The sequence below is a fragment of the Paenibacillus sp. LjRoot56 genome (assembly GCF_964253335.1).
GTDB lineage: Bacteria > Bacillota > Bacilli > Paenibacillales > NBRC-103111 > Paenibacillus_E > Paenibacillus_E allorhizoplanae.
On sequence record NZ_CAXURV020000003.1, the window covers coordinates 1367124 to 1390213 of the forward strand.

19 protein-coding genes are annotated in these 23090 nt (G+C 46.5%); 3 read left to right on the forward strand and 16 right to left on the reverse strand.

Features of this window, described 5'->3' with window-relative positions; all coding sequences use genetic code 11:
• Positions 1 to 50: 50 nt before the first annotated feature.
• Together ACSQ8O_RS25115 and ACSQ8O_RS25120 are read right to left on the reverse strand one after the other, a co-directional pair.
• The gene (locus ACSQ8O_RS25115) at positions 51 to 218 is read right to left on the reverse strand and encodes a hypothetical protein (RefSeq protein ID WP_157256961.1); all 168 of its coding nucleotides are present in this window, start codon (positions 216 to 218) and stop codon (positions 51 to 53) included.
• Positions 219 to 255: 37 nt separating this feature from the next.
• A complete protein-coding gene (locus ACSQ8O_RS25120; RefSeq protein WP_436243839.1) occupies positions 256 to 1452 on the reverse strand; it encodes an epoxide hydrolase family protein in 1197 nt (398 codons plus the stop codon).
• A gap of 439 nt (positions 1453 to 1891) precedes the next feature.
• Between ACSQ8O_RS25120 and ACSQ8O_RS25125 the strand changes: the two genes are divergently transcribed.
• Entirely contained in the window at positions 1892 to 2479 is a 588-nt protein-coding gene (locus ACSQ8O_RS25125) for a CGNR zinc finger domain-containing protein (RefSeq protein WP_436243840.1), read from the forward strand.
• Between the two features lie 57 nt (positions 2480 to 2536).
• Here ACSQ8O_RS25125 and ACSQ8O_RS25130 read toward each other — a convergent pair whose 3' ends face one another.
• The 8 genes from ACSQ8O_RS25130 to ACSQ8O_RS25165 form a co-directional block, all read right to left on the reverse strand.
• A complete protein-coding gene (locus ACSQ8O_RS25130; protein WP_436243841.1) occupies positions 2537 to 4834 on the reverse strand; it encodes a discoidin domain-containing protein in 2298 nt (765 codons plus the stop codon).
• Positions 4813 to 5283, reverse strand: coding sequence for a hypothetical protein (locus ACSQ8O_RS25135; protein ID WP_436243842.1), 471 nt, complete (start codon positions 5281 to 5283; stop codon positions 4813 to 4815). The genes ACSQ8O_RS25130 and ACSQ8O_RS25135 overlap by 22 nt, the downstream gene beginning before the upstream one ends.
• A 164-nt stretch (positions 5284 to 5447) precedes the next feature.
• Positions 5448 to 5819 carry a winged helix-turn-helix transcriptional regulator gene (locus ACSQ8O_RS25140; protein ID WP_436243843.1) on the reverse strand — a complete coding sequence of 124 codons (372 nt, stop codon included), beginning with the start codon at positions 5817 to 5819 and terminating at the stop codon, positions 5448 to 5450.
• A gap of 68 nt (positions 5820 to 5887) precedes the next feature.
• Positions 5888 to 6448: a 6-phospho-3-hexuloisomerase gene (gene hxlB / locus ACSQ8O_RS25145; RefSeq protein ID WP_056617329.1), complete on the reverse strand. Its 561-nt coding sequence runs from the start codon at positions 6446 to 6448 to the stop codon at positions 5888 to 5890.
• 4 nt (positions 6449 to 6452) lie between these two features.
• Positions 6453 to 7088, reverse strand: coding sequence for a 3-hexulose-6-phosphate synthase (hxlA, locus tag ACSQ8O_RS25150; protein ID WP_436243844.1), 636 nt, complete (start codon positions 7086 to 7088; stop codon positions 6453 to 6455).
• Positions 7089 to 7315: 227 nt separating this feature from the next.
• A complete protein-coding gene (locus ACSQ8O_RS25155) occupies positions 7316 to 7630 on the reverse strand; it encodes a DMT family transporter (RefSeq protein WP_436243845.1) in 315 nt (104 codons plus the stop codon).
• Positions 7630 to 7965: a DMT family transporter gene (locus tag ACSQ8O_RS25160; RefSeq protein WP_436243846.1), complete on the reverse strand. Its 336-nt coding sequence runs from the start codon at positions 7963 to 7965 to the stop codon at positions 7630 to 7632. The genes ACSQ8O_RS25155 and ACSQ8O_RS25160 overlap by 1 nt, the downstream gene beginning before the upstream one ends.
• Before the next feature lie 26 nt (positions 7966 to 7991).
• Positions 7992 to 8570, reverse strand: coding sequence for a TetR/AcrR family transcriptional regulator (locus ACSQ8O_RS25165; RefSeq protein ID WP_436243847.1), 579 nt, complete (start codon positions 8568 to 8570; stop codon positions 7992 to 7994).
• Between the two features lie 174 nt (positions 8571 to 8744).
• Between ACSQ8O_RS25165 and spoVB the strand changes: the two genes are divergently transcribed.
• Entirely contained in the window at positions 8745 to 10295 is a 1551-nt protein-coding gene (spoVB, locus tag ACSQ8O_RS25170; RefSeq protein ID WP_436243848.1) for a stage V sporulation protein B, read from the forward strand.
• 714 nt (positions 10296 to 11009) lie between these two features.
• Here the strand turns inward: spoVB and ACSQ8O_RS25175 are convergent.
• Both ACSQ8O_RS25175 and ACSQ8O_RS25180 read right to left on the reverse strand, forming a co-directional pair.
• Positions 11010 to 11498, reverse strand: coding sequence for a hypothetical protein (locus ACSQ8O_RS25175; RefSeq protein ID WP_436243849.1), 489 nt, complete (start codon positions 11496 to 11498; stop codon positions 11010 to 11012).
• A gap of 220 nt (positions 11499 to 11718) precedes the next feature.
• Positions 11719 to 12390, reverse strand: coding sequence for an HAD family hydrolase (locus ACSQ8O_RS25180; RefSeq protein ID WP_436243850.1), 672 nt, complete (start codon positions 12388 to 12390; stop codon positions 11719 to 11721).
• Positions 12391 to 12588: 198 nt separating this feature from the next.
• Between ACSQ8O_RS25180 and ACSQ8O_RS25185 the strand changes: the two genes are divergently transcribed.
• A complete protein-coding gene (locus ACSQ8O_RS25185; RefSeq protein WP_436243851.1) occupies positions 12589 to 12855 on the forward strand; it encodes a hypothetical protein in 267 nt (88 codons plus the stop codon).
• A 129-nt stretch (positions 12856 to 12984) separates the two neighbouring features.
• Here ACSQ8O_RS25185 and ACSQ8O_RS25190 read toward each other — a convergent pair whose 3' ends face one another.
• The 4 genes from ACSQ8O_RS25190 to ACSQ8O_RS25205 all read right to left on the reverse strand — a co-directional run bounded on the left by ACSQ8O_RS25190 (position 12985) and on the right by ACSQ8O_RS25205 (position 22996).
• The gene (locus ACSQ8O_RS25190) at positions 12985 to 13545 is read right to left on the reverse strand and encodes a YdcF family protein (RefSeq protein ID WP_436243852.1); all 561 of its coding nucleotides are present in this window, start codon (positions 13543 to 13545) and stop codon (positions 12985 to 12987) included.
• Between the two features lie 211 nt (positions 13546 to 13756).
• A complete protein-coding gene (locus tag ACSQ8O_RS25195; RefSeq protein WP_436243853.1) occupies positions 13757 to 20677 on the reverse strand; it encodes an Ig-like domain-containing protein in 6921 nt (2306 codons plus the stop codon).
• A 194-nt stretch (positions 20678 to 20871) separates the two neighbouring features.
• Complete coding sequence (locus ACSQ8O_RS25200) at positions 20872 to 21279, reverse strand: hypothetical protein (protein ID WP_436243854.1); 408 nt, start codon at positions 21277 to 21279, stop codon at positions 20872 to 20874.
• A 274-nt stretch (positions 21280 to 21553) separates the two neighbouring features.
• A complete protein-coding gene (locus ACSQ8O_RS25205; RefSeq protein ID WP_436243855.1) occupies positions 21554 to 22996 on the reverse strand; it encodes a glycoside hydrolase family 30 in 1443 nt (480 codons plus the stop codon).
• Between the last annotated feature and the right edge of the window lie 94 nt (positions 22997 to 23090).

Sequence of the window (23090 nt, forward strand, 5' to 3'; positions counted from 1 at the left end):
AAGACCCACAGCACGAGGCTGCGGGTCTCCGATTTATAAATGATTATTTCTTAGTGTATCACCTGTTGATTATTATATTGTTGCCCCCACCATGCATCACTAAATCCTCGTGTATAGGCGATGTAAAACATAGCTTCCATTTCTGGTGTAATGCCTGGGTACTTTTTGATTAATTGAACTAAACGTGATTCCATAAGCTCTTTTTCTGCTGGATCCATGATCTTCACCTTTCTTGCTATCCAACCATTAATTCGTTTAGCGCAGCGTCTTGAATGCCGTGCGAAGTTCTGAAGTCACGAACTCTGGCTGCTCCCAAGCTGCGAAATGTCCGCCTTTAGGAAGTTTATTGTAGTGGAGCAGATTCGGATAAGCTTTCTCTGCCCAACTCTTCGGCGCTTCATACAACTCATCTGGATAGACGCTTACGGCAACCGGAAGTTTAACACCTTTAACGCCGAAGAAGGAAATGCCAGCTTGCCCATTCTCCCAATAGATACGGGATGCGGAAATGCCAGAATTCGTAAACCAGAAGAGCGAGATGTTGTCGAGAACGTCGTCGCGCGTTAAACCTTCTTGGACTCCCGCGAAAGATCTCGCGATCAAGGCAAGACTCTTCCAATCGTGGTCAAGCATAAACGTTGCCAAACCGATAGGTGAATCCACCAATCCAGTCAGCGTCTGCGGGCGAGTTCCCATCATGGACGCGTAGGCGAATTTATTTTCGAGAACTTGCGCACATGCTTTCTTCTCTTCGTCAGAGAGACCGGATGGCAGCGGGTTGCCAGACCAAATCGCCGCGTCAACGTCTGACGGAATGACACCAGCCATGTTGGTGTGAAGGCCGATCAATCCTTTTGGCTCCTGAACACCCATGAAATCAACGACAATCGCACCCCAGTCACCGCCATGCGCCACATATTTCGTATAACCCAAGCGAGTCATTAGCTCACCGTAAGCACTCGCGATGCGTTTAGGATCCCAACCGGTCGTGGTTGGTTTGCCCGAGAACCCGTAACCAGGCATCGAGGGAATAACCACATGGAAAGCATCCGCTTCACTTCCGCCAAACGCCGTAGGATTGGTCAGTGGTTCAATAAGCTTCATTTGCTCGAAAATCGAACCCGGCCAGCCGTGCGCAATGACGATCGGCATCGCATTTTCATGCTTCGAACGAACGTGGATGAAGTGAATGTCCAGACTATCAATCTCGGTAATGAAATGAGGCATGGCGTTAATCTTAGCCTCAACCTTACGCCAGTCGTAATCATTCGCCCAATAACGAGCAAGTTCCTGAATCGTCGCTAGCTGTACGCCTTGCGATTGATCCGTGACTGTTTCCTTCTCAGGCCATCTAGTCGCGTTAATACGTCTACGCAATTCAATAATTTCTTCCTCCGGAATATGGACATGAAATGGACGAATCGCGTTGTTGTCAGTACTTGGTTGTGTCATTTTTTAATCTCCTTTTGAATGTTTTGTTTTTTTTGCGTGGATATCGCTAGGAAAGACCGTGATCATAACGGACATGAATAGCACATTTGGGAACTTATCATAGAAAAAAAAGTAATGATTCCACCCGGATCTTACGATCCCTCCGCAATTAAGTAACCCTCTATTTATTTTTTACGGGTTACACAGCGTAATATAGCACGAACTATATTGGAATGCAAGTAACCTTCTATTTTTTTTTAGAAGGTTACTTGTGGCTTTTACATCATTTAGAAGACACTAGCTTAGGAATGATTTGGATGTTACAATAAAATCATTCCACACAAAATAAACGACTACGCCGTCCTCGAGGACATATCGCAGTGTTTATGGAGAAATATAGACAAATTAGTATGTGAAACATATAAAATCTATATTTTGAAAACAAGGGAGTTGCGGCGTGATGCTATGGGACGATTTTATGAAAAGCGACTATCACGACTGGAGAGGTACTGGTCATTCCGAAGACCGACTAGACAAGCCAGGATGGTTGGAACAATGGCTGGCTATCCACAACCTTCCCTATCCAGGCGCTCCGTCGACGAAAGAATTAGATGAACTGAGATGGTTGAGGGGGCACATGCGTCGTATCGTTCAGAAGCTGACGGTGCACGAGTCTGCGGACCCCGCGGATCTGGAAGGGCTGAATCGGGCACTGTCCGGTGGACCGATGTATCTGCGTATCGCGGAATCGGATTCAGATTTCCGTCTAGAATCCATCCCTTTACAAGCTGGCTGGTCCCGTATCGGAGCTGAGGTGGCGACTTCCTTCGGTCGCATCCTTACCGATTGCGAGCCGTCTCGCTTGCGCATTTGCGAAAATTCAGATTGCCTGGCCGTCTACTACGACGAAACCCGAAACCGTTCCAAACGGTTCTGTGACGATAAATTGTGCGGCAACCTGTTGAAGGTCCGGCGTTTCCGTGCACGCCAAAAAGCCGCCAAAGCTGGCGGCTCCTCGATACCCGAAGTATCCGATATTATTCAGTAAGGGTGACTTCATGCACCTTATAAGATCGTTCGACCAGTTGTAGCGGCCTAACGAATTTCACACTTGGAATACGATGGTTGGATTTGCAGTGATATCATTTACACTTTCTTTCGTCGCGCCTCCATAGGTCACGCTGAAGGTATAGGTGCCTGATAATAATTCCTTGTTGATCTCACCGCCGCTCGTATTTCCGAACGGCCGCCAGCTTCCTGCATAATAGGTCACATTGCCAGTGTCTATTAGATTGCCTTGACTATCCTTCAGCTGCACCTTGACGTTCACCGTTTGGAAGACAACCACGGCGTCGGTTTCAGTATTTTGCACCTTCTCATTGTACGTCCCTTCATACGTCATGCTAAACGTATACGATCCGGATAATAACTCCTTGCTAATCTCGCCGCCGCTCGTATTTCCGAACGTCCGCCAGCTTCCTGCATAATAGGTCACTTTGCCGTTGTCTATCGGATTACCTTGACTATTCTTCAGCTGCACCTTCACGTTTACCGTCTGGAAAACAACCACAGCATCGGTTGCGGTATTCTGTACCTTCTCTTTGTATGTACCTTCATAAGTCATAGCGAAGGTATAAGATCCAGGCAGCAACTCTTTGCTGACTTCACCGCTGGTTGTATGGCCGATCGTCCGCCAGCTTCCTGCATAATAGGTCACATTGCCGCTGTCGATCCCATTCCCTTGACTATTCTTCAGCTGCACCTTGACGTTCACCGTCTGGAAGACAACCACGGCATCGCTTCCGGTATTTTGCACCTTCTCTTTGTACGTTCCTTCATAACTCATCGCAAATGTATAGCTTTTATTCGGTAAAGACTTACTTACCCTGCCGGAGGCATCCGTTACACCAAAATCCTTCCATCCGCTGTCATAGTATTTAACTGTACCACCGCTCAATGGATTCCCGTTGCTATCTTTGAGCTGAACCTTCACAGCTGTCGCAGCAAGCGTAAAGCCAAGAATATGAGAAGGCTCAACATTCCCTGCCTGATCCGTTGACTTATACATCAAGCTGATCTGACCCTGGTTATCAAAAGTTACAGCTGACGCGTATAGCTGCCATGTTGTCCCGTTATCCAGACTGTACTCGGTTTTCGCCACACCCGACGAATTGTCGGTACTATGCAATGTTACTGTGACGGTATTCACGAATGTCCCATTGGGTCCATCCGGCTCTACTGGGGATACGCTTGCAGTCGTAACTGGTACTGTTTTATCGATATTGCTGACGATATAGCTGGTGACATTAGATACGTTGCCCGCCGTATTCGTTCCTCTGGCAAATACCGTGTTATTTACCGAAACGACAACAGGAGCTGTATAAGCCGTCCATGTACCATTTTCGCCCACTTTATATTCCTTCACCGCTGCGTCAGCCGGATAGCTGATAGATACAGTCACATTGGCGTTGGTCGGCGTTGTGATATCTGCAGCTAGTGTAGCATTAGATGGTGGTGATGTTGTTATAGGAGGAGCCCAAACTTCAAGTTCCACATAATGGCTGTAGGCATTGAGTGTACTTCCATTCACCCACAACCGTACATACCTTGCGTTGGTTGCAGCAAACGGTATATCCTTTCCTCCGATTGTCTCTGCATACTCTGCGTCTGACCCTATTCCTTGCCCAGCACTATTATCCGTATCATTGTTGAATACCGTTGTTTTTGTCGCAAATGTAGGGTCATTCGATACTTGCACAACTACATCGTGATACATCCTGCCGACTGAGAAATAATGCCACAATTTAATATCATTAATATCATAACTCTCCCCGAGATCTACCTGTATCCAGTTAGCCGTGTTGGTATACATATCGACGAAGTTAGCCGTGCTCTTGTCTCCGTCTGTTAAGCGTGTTCGATTTTGAGCATTTGAACTGGATGTTATTGCTGTCTTATTCAATGCTACATTAGTAGGCCCAGGAGGTGTTGGTGTGGGTGTGGGTGTGGGTGTGGGTGTGGGTGTGGGAGTTGGCGTTGGCGTTGGTGTTGGTGTCGGCGTCGGTGTAACAGGTGCTCCCGTTTTACTTGTAATCGAAACTTTACCTACCTGCGGATTCCAAGCATTGACCGAATCGTGCATGTAGACGATTTTCAAGAACTTGCTGCCTATCGGCAGTGATTCATTATAGCTGACTTTATTCCAGACCCCAGGTACGTTAAGCACTGTAGACCTGATAGGCGTGACTTGAGAATACGTTATATTATCCGGTGAAGAAAAGAATTGAAAATCCGTGATCGGCTCACTGGGTAAGAACCATGTGTCTACAGCGAATTTGTCTATATCCATATTCATAAATGATTTATAGACCAAATATTCGTTCAAGTTTTTAGATCTAACCAATCGAGAAGCATCCCCACCCGTCTGAGCAGGATTGCCTGTGCTAAAATAAACATTGGGCGATAGGTGCTCTCGTTCCCATTCTCGTTATACAACTTGATGGACAAGGTTTCTGGATGATAGGTGGAAAAGGGAGCAATCCATACGGTTTCTATCTTTTGGTAGCTGTCGAAGAGGCCATAATGATCATCGGATCCCGTCTTTAACCAATCCTGGAACTCTCTGCTTCCGCTAATCGTGCGAAAGAACTGTTCATTATCCCTGATATATCGGCTCAGGTTCAGGTTGGCTTGCTTCAGGATCTGGTTACTGAAACGCACCACATCATTATTGATTGCCTCTGAGCTTTTAATGAAGCTGAATGTGCTGACCCCGGTTACCGTAATAAAAATAGTGGCAAAGATGATTAGAATGAGCTTCCATTCCAATGAACTCCGGATCGCTTGAATCATGCTCATTTCCTCCTCGGACAGATGTCGACGCTTTCAGACTCCTTTGTCAAGATTTATGTTACCAAATATTGCCTACATTCACCATATATCTTTATTTCCTGATCTTATATAAGGTCAACTGGCAATCATAAGCAAAAAAGAGAAGTCATGTAAATGACCTCTCTTTACTTTCTAACTGAATCGTCTTTTTGAATGACGTTCTCTCTATAGCTTTTGCCCCAATCGTACATCATCTGCAGTAAAGGCATCAGACTTTGCCCATACCCAGTCAGGGAATATTCCACTTTAGGCGGATTCTCCGCGAATACTTCACGGCAAATCAGAAGGTCCTCTTCCAGCTCGCGAAGTTGATTCGTTAACATTTTCTGAGTAATGCCGGGGATCAGCCGCTTTAACTCTCCGAAGCGCTTCGTCCCTTCCAATCCCAGATGCCACATAATAATTAACTTCCACTTTCCTCCGATAACAGCCAGTGTTAGTTCTTTCTCACAATTAATATCCTGCAAATTAATTCGTTCTTTGACTTCAAGTGCCATTCTGTTGCGGCCTCCTCTCTACATACCCATTATACAGTAGTTAGGAAGAAGCCTTCTACCTCATAACATCATTCTAAATTTGCATGATTTGCATACATGCTGCTCGTATCCATCTCTAGCTTCTGCATGAGGCTTAAGATGACAACATCGTAAAATAAAAGCAGCGTTTGCTCATACAAACTCCCCATAGGCTGTAAGGAGACTGCTGCATCAAATTGATCTTTGCGAGCCCCTGTCAGCGTAATCGTATGATTCGCCATTCGCCCGATAGTCGAGTGTGCAGAGAGCGTAATCAAGACGACCTCCGCATGAAGCGAAGCGGATTTGTTGGCAAAGGCGACAAGTAGGGGCGTCTCCCCTGAACCTGAACCAATAACGAGTAGATCGCCGGCCTTTATTGCGGGTGTAACGGTTTCTCCAACAACATAAACAGGAATACCCAACTGCATGAGTCGCATGGCAAAAGCACGTCCCATGAGTCCCGATCTTCCCGCTCCCGCTACAAAAACCCTTTTCGCTTTTATAATCCGCTCGGCAAGCCCTGCAACTTCACCTTCATTAATTTGCTGAAGTGCTTGATAAAGCTCAGTCGCTACTTTTGATAATCCTGCCGTTTGAGAAGGAATCATGGACTCACCTTGCCGCTTGAACCAGCCGCTGCATCTCCGCAGCAGCTGCTTGTCGATTCTCTTGCCCCGTAATGCCTCCCCCGACAATAACCAAATCAGGTCTAGCCGCCAATACCTCGGGTAGTGTGTGCAGCTTAATGCCTCCGGCGATAGCCGTTTTAGCATGTTTAACCACTCGCTTAATTGTGGCTAAGTCTTCTAACGAGTTTTTCCCAGCCGCTTGGTGATCGTAACCGGAATGAACGCATATATAATCGACGCCCAGTGCATCAATTTCTTTTGCCCGTTTTGCCATATCAGGCACATTGATCATGTCGACCATAATCTTAGTTCCCTGTTTTCTTGCTTCAGCCACAGCACCGCTGATGGTTGTATCATCTGATACCCCCAGCACGGTAATGATGTCCGCTCCCGCTTCAGATGCTTTCATGACTTCATAACCGCCCGCATCCATAATCTTCAAATCTGCCAGTACTTTTACATGAGGATATGCGGCTTTCAATTCTTTGACAGCACGTAAACCTTCATTAATGATAACCGGTGTGCCAATTTCCACGACATCAACATAAGCTGCCACTTCATTTACAATCTCTTTCGCTCCTTGAATATCCACTAAATCTAAAGCTAGTTGCAATTCCATCGAGAATCTCTCCTTCTATTTGCAATTCTGGTGAATGCCATAGACCCATTGTAGGGCCATGCCGCTCATCAGAAAAGTAGGCACTTCTATGTGCGTAGTTACTTGAAAGTAACTGGAGTCTAAAGGAATTCGTGCGGTTGAATAGCGCCAACAAGCCGCTGCCAACGCAAAAAAGACCAAGCCTCCCCCTCGGAGTGCCTAGTCTTTTCACATTATCAATCTAATGGTTAAGCTATTAATTTCAATCCTACTGCAGCACTTAACACCATCGCGATGAACACAATTCTCTTCCAATTCTTAGATTCCCCATAGAACAGCATTCCTACGACTGCACCTCCAACCGTCCCAATCCCTGTCCAGACCGCGTAAGAGGTACCCATTGGTAAGCTTTTCATTGCTTGACTTAGAAATCCAAAACTCATAATGATACCTACGATGAAAATAGCAAAGCTACGAATATTCTTCGCTTTATTGATTTGATTCATACCGACAACACCTACAACTTCGAACATCCCAGCAAATACTAGAAAAAACCAACCCATTAGGCTGCAGCTCCTTTCTCACCGTTTGTCACAAATTTCAATCCAAATACACCGGATAAAAGAAGTAGAATTAGGAATACTTTAAGAAACTGGAATGGCTCTCCGAAAAATAGCATTTCCACAATGACTGTCCCAGCTGTCCCCATCCCTGTAAATACGGCATATACGGTTCCCACTGGCAGTTTGGTAGACGCACTAATAACGAGATGAAATGAAATATATATGGCAATGGCCGTAGCGATCCACGTCCATGTCGTATCCGAATGTTTTAATCCTGTCACCCATACCACTTCAAAAATGACACCAACGAAAATATAGATCCAATAACGATTCATGTGTACAATCCTCCTGCTGTTTTACTTTACTTTTTGATACCACGCCAAAAGACGAACCAGGAAGATTCAAGCCTTTTCATCGACCGAGCAGAACCTCCAAATAGCAATTCTACAAACATGCCATCTAATACCGCAGAGAACGCAACCGTGGCCGTATCGCTGCTTACTTCAGGGCTAATGCTCCCATTATGCAAAGCTTGATCAAATAGCGGCATTATCATGGTTTCAATCTTATCTAGATAGTCGTAACCTTGCTTAACGATCTCATCGTAGAGATGGGACGGCGGGAAAAAGGCCACGCGCAAGAAAAATTTCGTGTTATCATCCTGTTCATAACGGTCTTGATATTGGATCAGAAATTCATAAAGAAGTTGATCAATTGAAAGATGCTTATTGTTGTCGAGATACGTATGAACAAAATGCAATTCTTTCGCTAGCACCTCATCAAACAGAGCAAGAAACAATTCATCTTTCCCTTTAAAATGCGTGTAAATGGATTGTTTTTTGATTCCTACATCCGTAGCAATATCTGCAAGCGATGCACCTTCATAGCCATTTTTAGCAAAATGAGTGCGCGCTACTTCCTTGATCCTTGTTGCTGTCATAAGATCATTCCTTCCGAACGTTCGTCAGGTTAATGATAACATGTTATCTTCCTCAGGGCAACTCGCGATGATCGTAAATAAGTAGGCAAAAAAACATCATCATCGGCTTGTTCGCATGCTTTTCCAATTATTGAATACATATGTAAGTATTCGATAACCAGGAGGACACAAGTCATGTCACAACATGGGCAATCGTTCATGAAAGGAACGTTCGTCTTGTCTGTCGCTGCTTTCATCAACCGTATTCTCGGTTTTATTAGCGGCATGTATATCGCCCGCGTGCTGGGCGCAGAGGGAATCGGCATCTTGATGATGGCTCATCCGCTCGTCCCGCTCGTCATTACGATTACGGAGCTTGGATTGCCGGTCGCCATTTCCAAATTGGTCGCAGAGGCCAACGCTCGCGGCGAACGGATGAAGGTGAGGCGCATCCTGCATGTCTCTCTCGCAGTCACAGGCTTCTTAAGCGTAGCACTCACGACCATATCGTTATTCGGATCAGAGTGGATCGCATCCATTCTGCTTAGCGACCAACGCGCGTATTACGCGATGCTGGCCATTACGCCGATCGCGCCGATTGTCGCTGTTTCAGCCGTTTTGAAAGGATATTTCCGCGGTATGCAGCAAATGAAAACCATTGCCGCTTCCGATGTACTGGAGCATACGGTTCAAATTGCCTGCGTACTTGCGCTAGTCCACCTCTTGCTCCCTTATGGCGTCGCTTATGCGGCTGCCGGAGCGATGGCTGCCTCTGTCGTCAGCGAAGCGATCAGCCTCTTATTTCTAGTGGCAAGCTACAAGCTTTACGGCGAATCCAAGATGCCTGGAGAGACTTGGGCAAGTCACTTGAAACAAGGAAGAAGCACGCTCGGCGAGCTGCTTCAAATTGGATTGCCAACGACGGGGCACGGCGTTATTCATTCGTTGTACAGCACCTTCCAACCGCTGCTCATTACGACCAGCCTAGCGCTGGCCGGCATCGGCACAGCGTTAGCCACGAAGCAATTTGGGATGTTGGCTGGCTATGCGTTTCCGCTGCTGTTCATGCCAAGTTTTATCACACAGTCCTTGTCCACCGCTCTCATTCCTGCAATTGGCGAGGCCGCAGCGAACAAGAACAGTCTGCTCATACATGAGCGGATGAATCAAGCGATGATCTTGGGACTCCTGATCGGCGCACCGGCGACCGTTATCCTATACGTGTGGGCAACTCCACTAACGACACTTGTCTATCATGCGCCGGAAGCAGGCGTGCTGCTACAAATACTGGCGCCGATGTTTTTCCTGCATTATTTCGACGCGCCACTTCATGCGATTCTACTTGGGCTCGGCCGCGCGAAAGCTACCCTGTGGAACTATGTAATAGCCACCCTATTCAAGAGCGTCTCGATCTTCGTGTTCGGCAGCCAATATGGTATTATTGGCGTTGCGTATGGCATCGGTATCGGCATTGTGTTGCAAACACTGCTGAACTTTTTTTCCATCTCAAGCTCGATCGGATTTTATTGGAGTATTCGTCCGTATGTCAAGGTTGCGATCTCCATGATACTGATGATGCTTTGCGGAAACTGGACCTATCACTATTTTGTCGGCAATGGTATGCCACAATTATGGTGCGTAATCACTTCCATCGTTTGTTCCCTGTTTCTCTATTTCGCCACACTCGTATTCACGGGTACATTGAGTCGAAAAAGTACGCGCCACCGGTTTTCGATTCCATGGTAAGTTGAATCAAGATAGGTTGCCGCATCTGTGGGGTTGCAGCCCTCGGTTTCACTGGAGTTAGTCGGTTTTGTCGACTAACTACAGGCTGTAGCCCTCGGTTTCACTCGAGTTAGTCGGTTTTGTCGACTATCTCCGGGCCGCAGCCCTGGGTTTCACTGGAGTTAGTCGGTTTTATCGACTATCTCCGGGCCGCAGACCTCGGTTTCACTCGAGTTAGTCGGTTTTATCGACTATCTCCAGGCCGTAGACCTCGATTTCAATGGAGTTAGTCGGTTTTGTCGACTAACTCCAGGCCGTAGACCTCGATTTCAATGGAGTTAGTCGGTTTTGTCGACTAACTCTAGGCCGTAGACCTCGGTTTCAATGGAGTTAGTCGGTTTTGTCGACTATCTCCGGGCCGCAGCCCTCGGTTTCACTGGAGTTAGTCGGTTTTATCGACTATCTCCAGCAAAAAAGCAGCCATAACCGGCTGCTTTCTTCACTCTAGCTTCAAACTCCTCCAGATTCATTCACCCGCGAGCATCCCCCCATTTCAAGAACCTTCGAGGTGCTGATCGCCATGTCGATTCATCATGTACCACGGTTGCGAGTGTCACATCAGCCATTTCGGCATGCGGACAGATTTCCCATATGGACCGGATATCACAATTGAACCGAGCATCGCGGATGGATCGATATGGTGACCATGTGGAGTCAAATTCGCGGCAACGAACCTCAGATCGTTTTTCCGCTAAAAGAAGTCGTTTTAACTAACTTTATAAAGGCATACCGAACAAGAGGCCCTACAATGATGAGTTGAAGCGGAAAAGCGAAAATAAAATTTTGACATACTAAAGTAAAGTAACTTCCCAGCAAAGATTCTCCCTGCAAGCTATTAGAAAAATAAGCACTCCCCAATCCATACAAGGACATACAAAGAACCATTCCGCTCACCATAAAAAAGGCTAGGAAGAGAATCACAAACAGCTTGTTTGATTTGTCATAGGGTAACGAGAAAGCAATTTTTTTGGCCACTGGACCAACAATAAATAATTCCAATAAGGTTGCAATAATAAAGATTTGTAAAAGTTGAGTGAAAATCCCCCTCACTGATATGCTACCCATCAAACCGTGTGTAAATAGATTATAAAATGTCATGAATACAACCATGCCAAAGCACATCATCAATCCAAAATAAAATTCTTCTTTCTTCGTTGTTGGCACGTTCCATCATCCTTTCTGTTTTCCCTTGTTAGTATAGCGGTAGCAGGACCCTCTTCATAAGTGAACAGTCTGTGAACCTTTTGGAGTCCTCCGACTTATCATGTGAATCATTTTAAATGGAAATCTCACCCCCACTCCCCACATTCCAACCTTACTCGCAAGCAGCATATGACAAAAAGCCTGCAAATTCAATTTGCAGACTTCAAGCATGTTGGAGTCCTTACACCAACAAAGGTATCAATTCTTCTAACGAATTAACAACATAATCTGGAGAAACGGATTGTGGTAACTCTTTATTTCTTCGATTAATCCAAGCAACCTTAATTCCTGCTCTCTGGGCACCTGCAACGTCACTAGTCAAAGAATCACCAACATGAAGAACCTCTGTGGGATGAAGATTATATTTCTGAAGTGCTTTCTGAAACATTTCAGGTCTTGGCTTATATGATTTAACGTCTTCACTCGTAATCATGTTGTCCAAGGATAATCCATGATGACGAATTGCCGATAGAATGTCTTTTCGGTCGATATTAGACAGTATGATTATCGGAGTTCTAATACTTTCCAAGAATGTCTTTGCATCCTCAAATAGTTGTGGGCATTGCCAGTGTTTAAATAAAATTTTACTAAGTTCTTTTGGATTTTCAGACGACTTGTAGAAAGCTATTGTATCCGCTAAGGAAGAAATTTCGATCTCACGTTGGGTTTTAAAGTTATCACCATAAGATGATTGAAAATTGCTAGAGAAAGAATTCCACCAATAGTTCCCAATGTCTCTTGTCGTAGTTTGCGTTGATGTCGATGTCAAAATCCTTTGGCATATATCCTCAATAAAAACATCATCTTCGTGCACGAGTGTACCGTAGAAATCAAGAAATACTGCTTTATACATAGACAAAAACACGCCCCTTTATTTTACTGCGTTAATAGTTTACTACTTTACCATAGTAATGTATCTGGATAGATTTGTACATCACCTAATTGCTCCTTCAATAATTAATTCGTAATACGATGATTCAATTATATCTAGTTGGTTTACTTATGTTGTATAAAGTTAAAATAAATATTACAGACTGGGAGAGTGGTTCAAATGAAATTCCTTAAAACAAAATTGGCTGTGCTTCTTGCAACATCGTGTTTAATGGTTCCAAGCGTCATTAGCGCCGCAACCGAGACTGATGCACCAACCTACACGTATCAGAATGGCTATATCTACACCCTTGTCCATGATATTTATGTGCCCGGCCGTTATTTAATTGATGAAGATACAATAGCCGTTTATATCCCCGGAGGAGTAGGCATCATTGCGGTCGATAAGGATACTGTTTTACCTGAGGGTTCTGTATACTTAAACTAGGATAATCCAAGTTCCAAAAAAGCATCGAGCCAAGGCTCGATGCTTTTTTCACTCAATCAATGGCTTAAATCAGCGTCAATCTTGGCATATCCTGCATATACCGCTGCTTGGGGTACTGCGTTAGCATTGTTAGCCATTCGATCCAATTTGGTATATAGCTGGCCTGAAATATTTTCCTACCTTCTCAAGTTCATTCATTACATATCTAATTTTATCTTCATCTAAATACCAGTTATCTTTGGAAGTACCTGTCTTATCAATCACTGGACTTACGTAAAAAATGGTTTCTCTTGGAAAAATAAATTGATAGGTTAGAAGTGCTCTCCGCGCGTGATAGTTTTTACAAACCAATACTACTTTATTAGGTATAATACGTTTTTCTTCTAATATTTTCAAAGAGAATCGTGCATTTTCAAATGTATTCGTCGCTTTATCTTCTTGAAGTATTGCTTCAGAAGGAACACCTAGTGTTACCCCTACATTTCGTAAAAATTCCGATTCAGTTGTTTCTACATGTGGAGTGGCACCACCTGAAGGTAGGATCAACGGAGCTATTCCCTTATGATATAACATCGCAGCTCTTTCCATTAATTGAGGATGGCTTGCACCAGGAATTAATATTACATCTGAATTACCCAATTCAGTTTCAAAAAACATAAAATCACTAATACAATCGAATGGAAATGGCATATAGAATCTCCCTCTAACCACTTAGGATAGATTAATTTAATTTATATCTAACAATTTAAAATCCTCGACTTATTACTTTTCCATGATACTCCCAACTTGTGCGTTATTACTACTAAGATAATAAAATCCGGTTAATACAGCATCTAGAATTTCTACTAAAATTAGAGACCATCTCCAAAGTGGAGATGGTCTCTGTGCGTGTTGCTTAAAACTATATTCCCAACGCGGCCAGCAATTTGTAAATCATGGCAGCTGCTTCGCCTCTCGTCGTTGTTTGGCCCGCACGGAAAGTGCCATCCTCGTAACCATTCAGGATGCCCCCGGATAGAGCCTTATCGATCAATGGTTTCGCCCAGGACGGAATGTCCGAAGCGTCTTTCAGGCTCAATGCTTTACTCGTCAAGTTCGCAGTACCGTTTCCGTAAATCTGCAAAGCTCTTGCCGTCATCACGGCTGCTTCCGCCCGCGTCACGGTGAGCTCGCCTTTGAAGCTAATCGTGCCAGCTTCCTCGTAACCATGAATCAAGCCCGCTTCCACTGCGGCCACGATGTGCGGCTTCACCCAAGATGGGATAACCGCTTCATCCGAAAAGCTCGTGTCGCGGGAAGCCACTTCAACACCTAATGCCGAAACCAGCATCTTAGTGAATTCGGACCTCGTTACGGTTGCGTCCGGACGGAAGCTTTCGTCTGGGTATCCGGCTGCGACATTCATCCCTGTGAGACGACGAACGTAGCTTGCTGCCCAATGATTCGCCATATCCTTCATCTCTGCCGGTTCATAAGTGAAAACAGCGAACTTCGTGAAGTGATCGACATTCACCTGGATCGTTCCGGCTTCATTTACAGTTCCGCCGATGAATATCCAACGCTTCTGACTTTCGTTATAATAGTACACGGCCGGTTGGTTCCCTGGCTTCAATTGCTTGGCTTCGTAGACGAATGAAAGCTCAAGCGGCTTTGAAAACCGATCGCCCGTCGTACTGGATAATTCGAAAATTTGGCTGACCGATTGAAGATCGCCATTCGCGGGAATCTGGTCGGGTTCAACGACCGCGATATGGATCGTCCCCTTCGAAGACACGGCGCCGGCAGGAATTTGAATCTTTACTCCACCTTCTAGCTCCAACTGGTTGTTTTCTTCCGGGCTCACATCCGTTTGCTGTTCCTTGCTCCCGGAAGATGGCGGCACAGTGCTTTCTCCAGTAGGGGTTTCCTCCGCTTGGTTGCCTTCGTCGACAGGCTCCTCAGTTCCGGAAGAATCCTCTTCCTCCTCGACTGTCACCTTGCGTACCGCTTCCACAGCAGCGTTCCCCGCTTGGTCGATAACATTGTATCGCAGCGTATATATACTTGCTGTATTGGTATTCACTTCGCCTGTGACAACAATCTCGCCTACTGGACCGATATTATCCGTTGCTGTTGCGCCTTGATCGCTATAAGTACTGCCGAATGGTACGGTCACGTTGGACTGTCCATTTAACGTGATGACCGGCGCCGTCTTATCGATGCCGATGGTCAACGTTGCGGTCTCCGTTTTATTACCGGCTCCATCATCAGCGTGATAGCGAAGCTCATTGAGGCCTTCAGCGGAAATCGTTATCGGCTCGCTATACGTGTGCCATGTGTCTCCCGCATCCAGGCTGTAGAACATGTTGACATGATCCAAGCCTTCGCCTTCCGGACGCAAAGTGACCTGTACATCCGAAACGTACCATCCGTTGCTACCGGATTCACCGGCAACCTCCGCTTTCACGGCCAAGGAAGCACCGCCGTTGTCGCTAGTGGAGAGTTGTCCCGATACGTCGAAGCTGGTAAGGGCGTTGTAAGTCGCCTGAATCCCATCTGAATAAAGGCCAGCCTGTGCGGGTTTATTTTCGAAAGGATCCTCTGCATCAAAGATTAGATTGTTGTTCACCCAGACATAGATTTTCCCCTTTGACCGAACCACCTTATAGAAGTTTTGCGCGCTGATCTCTTCACGAAGGGCGAAGGAGAATGGGCGATTTAAATCTGATGGCACGCTCAGTCGAAGTTGACTGGTTTTTACATGATCTGTAAAGTCGGCGATATGATACGCGCCTTTTCCCTTTTCTTGATACGCAAATGGTACCGAGTTCCAACCGTCCTTCTGACTGTCGAACTTGAAATTTGCCGATGTTGAATCGGGCAGCTCAAAGTTCTTGTTCATGTATGGGAACAGGCCATTGAACCACAAAATTTTTGCCGATGAAATTTCCGCTTCTGCACGCAGATCGTACACATACTCACGCTGGCCGTTCTCTGCGTAGTTGCTGTGCCCATAGATCGTATCTCTCGCTGTGGGAGCGACGGCCATGACCTCCTCCTGACCATCCACGACCTTGCGCAACTCGAATTCGTTCGTGGCATAATTCGTACTTGCCGTCACGTAGTTTTGGTCGTCGACATACTCCAGCATGACGCCCGCTTTCCCACTGTCTGGCAAGGCTCCCGTATTTACATTGACCGAAAATTCATGGCCGAGCGTCCGATCACCCTTGACCGTGATCGCTTCCCCGGCAGCAGGGGACTGCAAGCCTTTCTCCGAAACCGACCATGATTCATCCCAACCGTTGATGTACGTACCGTATTCGCTCCAACCAGTCGTTACGGTTACGTTATCCATCCGAACGTTCGCCTTGTTGCTGATCAAGCCGATTCGCCCAGGAGCAGCCATTGCCTCCTGCTCAAACACCGGCCGATCGTCGTTAAGCGTGTAATGATCCAATTCCGCAAACAATTTGGACCCGTTCTTGTAAACTCTGAGCGTATGATATTGCTCTGCAAAGTCTTTAACACGCGAGTCATTTTCCATGAACGCGAACGTCGAAGGTAAATCTGTGATCGCACTTTCCGAAACACCGTCTATGCGAGAATCGACGATAAGTTTCCGGTCATTGCGATCGATCAACACATTCACATAGTTGTTCTCATCCTGATGCCAGGCAACAATACCGGCTTGCCCCTCATCTCCAAAATCGTTGTCATTGAATCGAAGATTAGCCTCTACAAACACATTTTCCGCTTCGTATCCGTTCAGCAGCACTTGTTTCGAATCGCTAGGCGTATTCACATATAACGCCTCGCTATCGATCGATACGCCTGTCTCCGGCATTTCGTAATGCTGCAAGCTGTCTTCCGAATCGAACCTGTCTTGGAACGTTGGTGTCCAAGCCTCCGGATGAATGCCTTCCGAATCATAGGAGGTTGGTCCATCAACGACCATCTCTTGATCCCAGAAGTAGACACGATCCTTCCCTTGCCCTTCATCACTGTTCCAAAAAGCTTTATAGGTAACCCAATCCTCAAAACCATTCGGCCCCTTAATCATATTCGGTTGCGATGGTCCGATAATGTCGGGTTCCACAGGATGCCCGTTCGTATCATACAGACCAAAATCTAGATGGTAGTAATTCAAAGATGCCCCGCCATTTTTACTGATCTCTACGGCGATCACATTCTCGCCGGGCTGAAGCATATCAGCGGGAACTTCAACCATTTTATAGGCTCGCTGCTGACCACCGAATGTGTAGAATGGCTTGCCGTTTACATACAACTTTCCATACCCTTCCAGACGGTAGCGAAGGACCGTGGTCTCAGGTACTACATCCAGATGGAAGGAGCGTTTTGCCCACATGGAGGCTTGACCGCTCGGGTGTGCCCAAATCTCGGATGGCGCTGTTTTCCCGTTGTTATAAATAGTTGGGATTTTCCCCGTTCTCGTATCCGGCCAGCCGAAGCCGCCCTCCCCAGTCGTCCAACCATTCACATCTGAGCCAACCGCGTTCCAGCCTACCTGAGGCGCATTAAAGGTATATTGATATGGCTGGCTGCCATGCTCGGCCGTCGGCAGGATGACGTTGTATTTCAGGAGTAGCCCCTCAATATTGCGTGCCAGCAGCTTACCTGGGTATTTGGAAGCATTCGTTATTTTATCGTAGCTATCGGCTTGCGCTACCCCGGTCTCATACAGTCCTGTTTCCGGGAACATTTGATTTCCGACATACAGCATGTAATACTCGCCATTATGGTAAAATAACTCCGGTCCTTCGAAATTCACGAAGTTCACATTGGCCCAGTGGCCCTTCTGTGTATGAACCGTTTCGATCGCTTTGCTTCGGCCCGGATTGCCCTTCTCATTAAAGAAGGATTGCACATCCCAGAGCCATGCACCGGCATTCGCCGGCTTTGCTGCCCCGGTATTAGGGTCTACCTCGTCCGGATTTACCTTGCGCAGTAAGATTAAATCTCCGTTGTGCGCAACGAATAATTGAGGGTCAATCCCATCATCATATTTCTTATCCTTGAGGGCATACTCGAAATTCGGCGACGTATTCATCTTGCTAGGGTCCCCGTAGATCAGTGAGGTACCATTGTAGATATAGAACATCACCCCGTTATGGAAGAACAAATCGGATGCGCCTAATTCGTTGTGATCGGATGGAGTCACCGCCTGCGGCATCGTACTCGGGTCATTCGAAATTAACCGATACGGGCTTTCCCAGTGAATCATATCCTTCGAGCGATATACCTTCCCCAAAGTTCCGGTTCCCATCGCATAATAGTAACCGTTATACTTCTCGATCGTTCCATCATAGAGGGTAGCCTTCTTGCCAAGGTCGGACCCCGAACCGACTCTGAACAGGTTATCTACTTTCTCAATGGCGGAAGGGATTACAGTAATTTCGCTGCTCGCCGACAAGCCTCCGTCCTCCGCTGTTCCCGTGATGAACGCTCTGCCCAGTCCGACAGCTGTCACCCAGCCGTTCATATCAACCGTTGCCACAGAAGCATCGGAGGTTGACCAGGATACATTCCGATTCGTGGCGTTCTTAGGCCAGATGACGGCTGACAACAAATGCGTCCCCCCCACCGATAACTCAACTTTCGAATGATTCGGAGAGATCGTCAAGACCGAGATCCCCTTAACTGTCACAACCGCAGAAGCCGTATAAGCGCCATCTACTGTCGTTACGGTAATCGTCGCTGTACCTGGCTGAAGTGCCGTAACGACACCCGCTTCGTTAACCGATGCGATAGTTGGGTTGTCAGAAGACCAATTCACCCTCTGGTTCGTTGCATTCGTCGGTGTGACTGTCGATGTTAAGGCCTGTGTCGTTCCTATCAGAATTTCTGCTGCCGCAGGTGTAAGACCGACCCCCGCTACCGGAATATTCTCAACGGTTACGCTACTCTGCGCCGAGTATTTCCCATCGACCGTCGTCACGGTGATTGTCGCCGTACCTACCGATACCCCTTGCACGACAGATTTGAGGCCGTTATTCGACGTAACCTTCACCACGGATTCATCGCTTGAGGACCAGATTACATCCTGAATCGTCGCATGCCTCGGGAAAACTGTTGCAGTCAGCACCTGCGTAAGGCCGGCCCCAACCGTGACCGCTGCCCGATCCAGACTGACGCTTTGCGGGTGGACGGCACCTAAGATAGGCTCGACAGCGGCATTGTACAATCGTACATCATCGATAACCCCGTTAAAATAGGCCCCGGTTGACGGTCCTTCGAAAGCGTCAACCGCGAATCTCGCACCGAGCGCCCCTTCGTTAGCGGCTGCGGCAACTTTATCGAAAGACGTCGTGGTTTCTTTCGCCAATTGTCCGTCTAGGAATAACTTAAAGGATTTTTTGCCAAATGCGACAGCTACGTGATGCCATTGGTCTGCACCAGTCTGCGTTGTGGAAAGAATGACGCGATCAATTGCAGGTTTGTTATTCACAATCGCTGCCTCGAGCTTCCCTCCGTTAATTTGAATAGCCAATCCTGCCCCATTGCCTCCGCGCTCGAACAATACCTGTCTGGTGTTCAAATCTGTCGGCTTGAACCACATCGCAGCGGTGAATGCGGAAAACTCATCCCTCAAGAAGGGCATTGTATTTGTATTGAGTTGAATAGTGCTTGTCAATCCATTGAAGGAGAAGGCTCCTCCATCAACACCACCATCCGGCACCCAACTTCCGATAGCGCTTACAGAATGATGCCCATTACCTGTGGAATCCTCTGCAACTTGCTTGCCATTATAACTGAATGGCGCATCCAACTTGTACCAGGCGCCCAATCCCTCAAAAGGCATGGAGATCCGCGCTGGAAGAACAGTTACAACGCTTGCAGCCGTATAATTTCCATCCTCCGTTGTCACGGTAACGGTTGCACTGCCCGCTTTTTTGCCTTCAATAGCTGCTTGTGTTGAACCGTAAACGGCAACCGTCACGACAGATTCATCGCTGGAAGTCCAGGTGATATTTCGATTCGTCGCGAATGACGGCTGGAGAAAAGCATCTAGATACACCGATTCACCTACCGTCGTAGTCAACTGCGTCTTGCTCAAGCTAACGCCTGTTACTTCGATTGATGGTGTAACCGCTTTGTCGTACAAACGCACATTATCGATCATCCCGTTGAACCAAGCCCCAGTCTGGTTATCCCCACCGAATGCATACACCGCGAATTTTGCACCGATAGCCGCTTCGTTAAGCGCCGTGTTCACTTTTGTAAATGGCACGGTCTTAGTGGCTGCTACCTTCCCGTCCAGGTACAGTGTGAACACGCCATTGTTGAACGTAACCATCACATGATGCCAAGAGGCAGTATCCGTAAAATCGACCGATACAATACCCCTCACGTCGGCGCTCGCAACTGCGGCTTCCAGCCTGTTCGCATTCAATTGCAACGCCATACCCGACGCATTGCCTCCACGTTCGTACAGTACCTGCAGCTTTTGCGTATCGTTGGCTTTAAACCATAACGAAGCGGAATGCTCAGTGAAGGCATCTTTCAGGTACGATCCTGCTGGCGTCGACCCCAAATTCAGCTGAATTAGATCGGATACGCCGTTAAACGATAGAGCTCCTCCGTGTACACCGCCATCCTCGACCCAAGTGCCGTTTGCAGTGATGGAATGATGGCCTTGTCCGGAGGAATCCTCTGCCACGTTCTTGCCGTTAAGATCATAAGGTGTATCCAGTTTGTACCAAGCCAGCAATCCTGGCTCCTCGCTTTTCTCCAAAGCATAAGCTTTGCCACCCGGAATAGCACTGCACATGAGCGCTACGATGAGGATGAATGCGAATAACTGCTGTACGTTCTTGCTCAATTTTTCCCCTCCCTAAAATGTTGGTATCGCCCCAAATAAGAAAGCGCTTTCCAATACGCTTTTTCATTATATTTTATGATTTTCCCTGGCAGGCTCCAATAATATGACATTTCACTCCAAAATTTTGACTTTTTCACATCATCCGCTATAAAGAGAAAACCACTCCAATGGAGTGGCTTGTTTATTCATACTAACTAATTAGTTTTCTTCAGTTTTGCGAGAGTAACATTAATTTTTTCATCCATTTCGTTGCCTTGATTCTTCCCATAGACATAAAATATAAGCACATTATTGATAACGAACGCTTTATGTTTTACAAAATCAATAGGTCTATGATAAAAATCTTCAAGACCTTTCATCCGTTCTTTCTCTGAATTAAATATATTAAAGTAAGTTACGCCATCAGACAACTGGTAAAAGCTCGGAGTTACCTCGTTTATGCCTTGCTGGAATATGTTCTCTTCATTTCCATCTGCTTTATGGAGTTGCATCCCCTCATCTTGAAAAGCTGCAATTACTTGCTCAAGGGTCAATGCTTTGGTTGTAGTAGTACACCCAGTAATCACCATAAGAAATAGAATAATCATTATATGAATTTGCATCTTACCTCCCTATAGAACCACTCCGGATTTTATTATATTTTCCATATATGTCTTGAATATTTCCTATATTTCTCATTTTACCAATACCTCGACTTGTTGAACAATAAGCAAAAGAGGCTACCCCAAAGGAGCAGCCCCATAACCTTTTACTATGGATTCAAAATTTCATCCGCATACCGCTGACCAAGCAGCCTTTGGCTTGATGCATTAAAGTCTGCGCTTTTTGTCGGCAGCAGTTGGCCCGCAATGAAAGGTACGGAAGGACTAACTGAGCCTATTTCTCCGAAAAAGAATAGACCGATTTGGCTGAAAAGGTTTGCGTAAACGATCCCCCTACAAGTGTCACATCGGTCATGTTGGTAAGGTTATCGGTGGCACTGGTTTTAAGCTTGGAGGCTGCAGTAGCGGATGTACTGAACCCACTCACGGTAGCCGTGATATCCGACGATGAGGTGTTAATGACGACGAGCTGCGCTTTGCTGGTTGAGTTGATTTTCGTCGCCACGACCAATAAAGACGGGTTGCTGGATACCGTTTGAATACGAACATAGCCAGGCCTCATTACTCGACTGAAATTGCCCATCGCATACAAAACCTTACTCGTTGCGTACGTGCCTCCGCTCGTGTCCAAATTAATCAACTGTTGCGCCAAGCTCTCATTGCTGCCAACACTCCACCAATACAAGAACCCTTTGGCCGCATTCGAGCCGCCGGTGGTCAGTGCACGATGAATTCGGACTGCGAGATCAATCGCTTGTTGGTTATCGTAGGTCGTGTTGCCAGGATCCCAGAGATTATTCGTCTCGTCCTTAAAATTATATTCCGTCATTAGTTTTGGCTTTGTTTCCGCATACAGCGTGCTATTGTCATTGCCATAATTATGATAGGCCACATAGTCGACGAGGTTCTTGTTCGTTGGCATATTATTCAGGAAATTCATCGCGACATTCTCCGATGTGGCCTCAGGAGACGTTAGCTTGACCTGCGACCTAATCCCTTTGCTGGTTAGAGCGCTGTCAACCTCACCAATGACACTGTCCATTTCTGCGTTATAGTACCGTGCAGTTGCCCATAGGGGATTCTCATAATCAGGTTCATTTTGAACGCTTAACCATTTAATGTTGTATCCGAAATCTCCCCGATATTTCTGGACCCATCTCGCCACATAGTTCGCATAATCCGCATAGCGGGCGGGAAGCAAATGGCCGCCTTTTACAGTAGCTGTATCTTTCATCCACGAAGGAGGGCTCCATGGAACGGCATAGAACTGCATAGCACTGTAGCGCGTCAACGCCTGGTCTGCAAACCACCGTTGGTGCGAATCCGTGGTCCAGTCCTCTGTACAATTGTTCCATCCGCAATAGGAAATCTCAATGCCTGATGAATCTTCACTTAGCTTGTAAGGATTGATTTCCCAACGAATCATCGTAAGTCCAGCATTAGAGCCGCTATTGAGAAAAAGTTTATCTAGAATGGCGCTTTGATTCGCCGTGCTCATAGTGTGCTGCAAGTCGTACACGGGCTTATTCGCCGCCGCTCCAAAACCATCAATCGCCTGGTATGTCGTCCCTTTCGTAAGGGTAATCGTATCGGCTGCTGCGGCAATCGGGATACTGAACGGTAAGCACGTGAAGCCTATCATAACAGTAAAAAGCATCATCACTACTTTGATCGAAAAGATCGAACGATTCGTGTTCAACTGAATACCACTCCTCACCTATAGCGTACTCCCTCGGCCGCGCGTACCGCTGAAGACAACGTAATTGTAAGCGGATTCAAATATAGTCGTCTATAGTCATATCTCGACTTCC

Coding starts and splice junctions, on each gene's coding strand:
- spoVB (WP_436243848.1), top strand. CDS start 8,745: ATGTCACAACATGGGCAATCGTTCATGAAAGGAACGTTCGTCTTGTCT.
- ACSQ8O_RS25185 (WP_436243851.1), top strand. CDS start 12,589: ATGAAATTCCTTAAAACAAAATTGGCTGTGCTTCTTGCAACATCGTGT.
- ACSQ8O_RS25200 (WP_436243854.1), bottom strand. CDS start 21,279: ATGCAAATTCATATAATGATTATTCTATTTCTTATGGTGATTACTGGG.
- ACSQ8O_RS25115 (WP_157256961.1), bottom strand. CDS start 218: ATGGATCCAGCAGAAAAAGAGCTTATGGAATCACGTTTAGTTCAATTA.
- hxlB (WP_056617329.1), bottom strand. CDS start 6,448: ATGATTCCTTCTCAAACGGCAGGATTATCAAAAGTAGCGACTGAGCTT.
- ACSQ8O_RS25165 (WP_436243847.1), bottom strand. CDS start 8,570: ATGACAGCAACAAGGATCAAGGAAGTAGCGCGCACTCATTTTGCTAAA.
- ACSQ8O_RS25190 (WP_436243852.1), bottom strand. CDS start 13,545: ATGCCATTTCCATTCGATTGTATTAGTGATTTTATGTTTTTTGAAACT.
- ACSQ8O_RS25180 (WP_436243850.1), bottom strand. CDS start 12,390: ATGTATAAAGCAGTATTTCTTGATTTCTACGGTACACTCGTGCACGAA.
- ACSQ8O_RS25135 (WP_436243842.1), bottom strand. CDS start 5,283: ATGATTCAAGCGATCCGGAGTTCATTGGAATGGAAGCTCATTCTAATC.
- ACSQ8O_RS25125 (WP_436243840.1), top strand. CDS start 1,892: ATGCTATGGGACGATTTTATGAAAAGCGACTATCACGACTGGAGAGGT.
- ACSQ8O_RS25120 (WP_436243839.1), bottom strand. CDS start 1,452: ATGACACAACCAAGTACTGACAACAACGCGATTCGTCCATTTCATGTC.
- ACSQ8O_RS25140 (WP_436243843.1), bottom strand. CDS start 5,819: ATGGCACTTGAAGTCAAAGAACGAATTAATTTGCAGGATATTAATTGT.
- ACSQ8O_RS25155 (WP_436243845.1), bottom strand. CDS start 7,630: ATGGGTTGGTTTTTTCTAGTATTTGCTGGGATGTTCGAAGTTGTAGGT.
- ACSQ8O_RS25160 (WP_436243846.1), bottom strand. CDS start 7,965: ATGAATCGTTATTGGATCTATATTTTCGTTGGTGTCATTTTTGAAGTG.
- hxlA (WP_436243844.1), bottom strand. CDS start 7,088: ATGGAATTGCAACTAGCTTTAGATTTAGTGGATATTCAAGGAGCGAAA.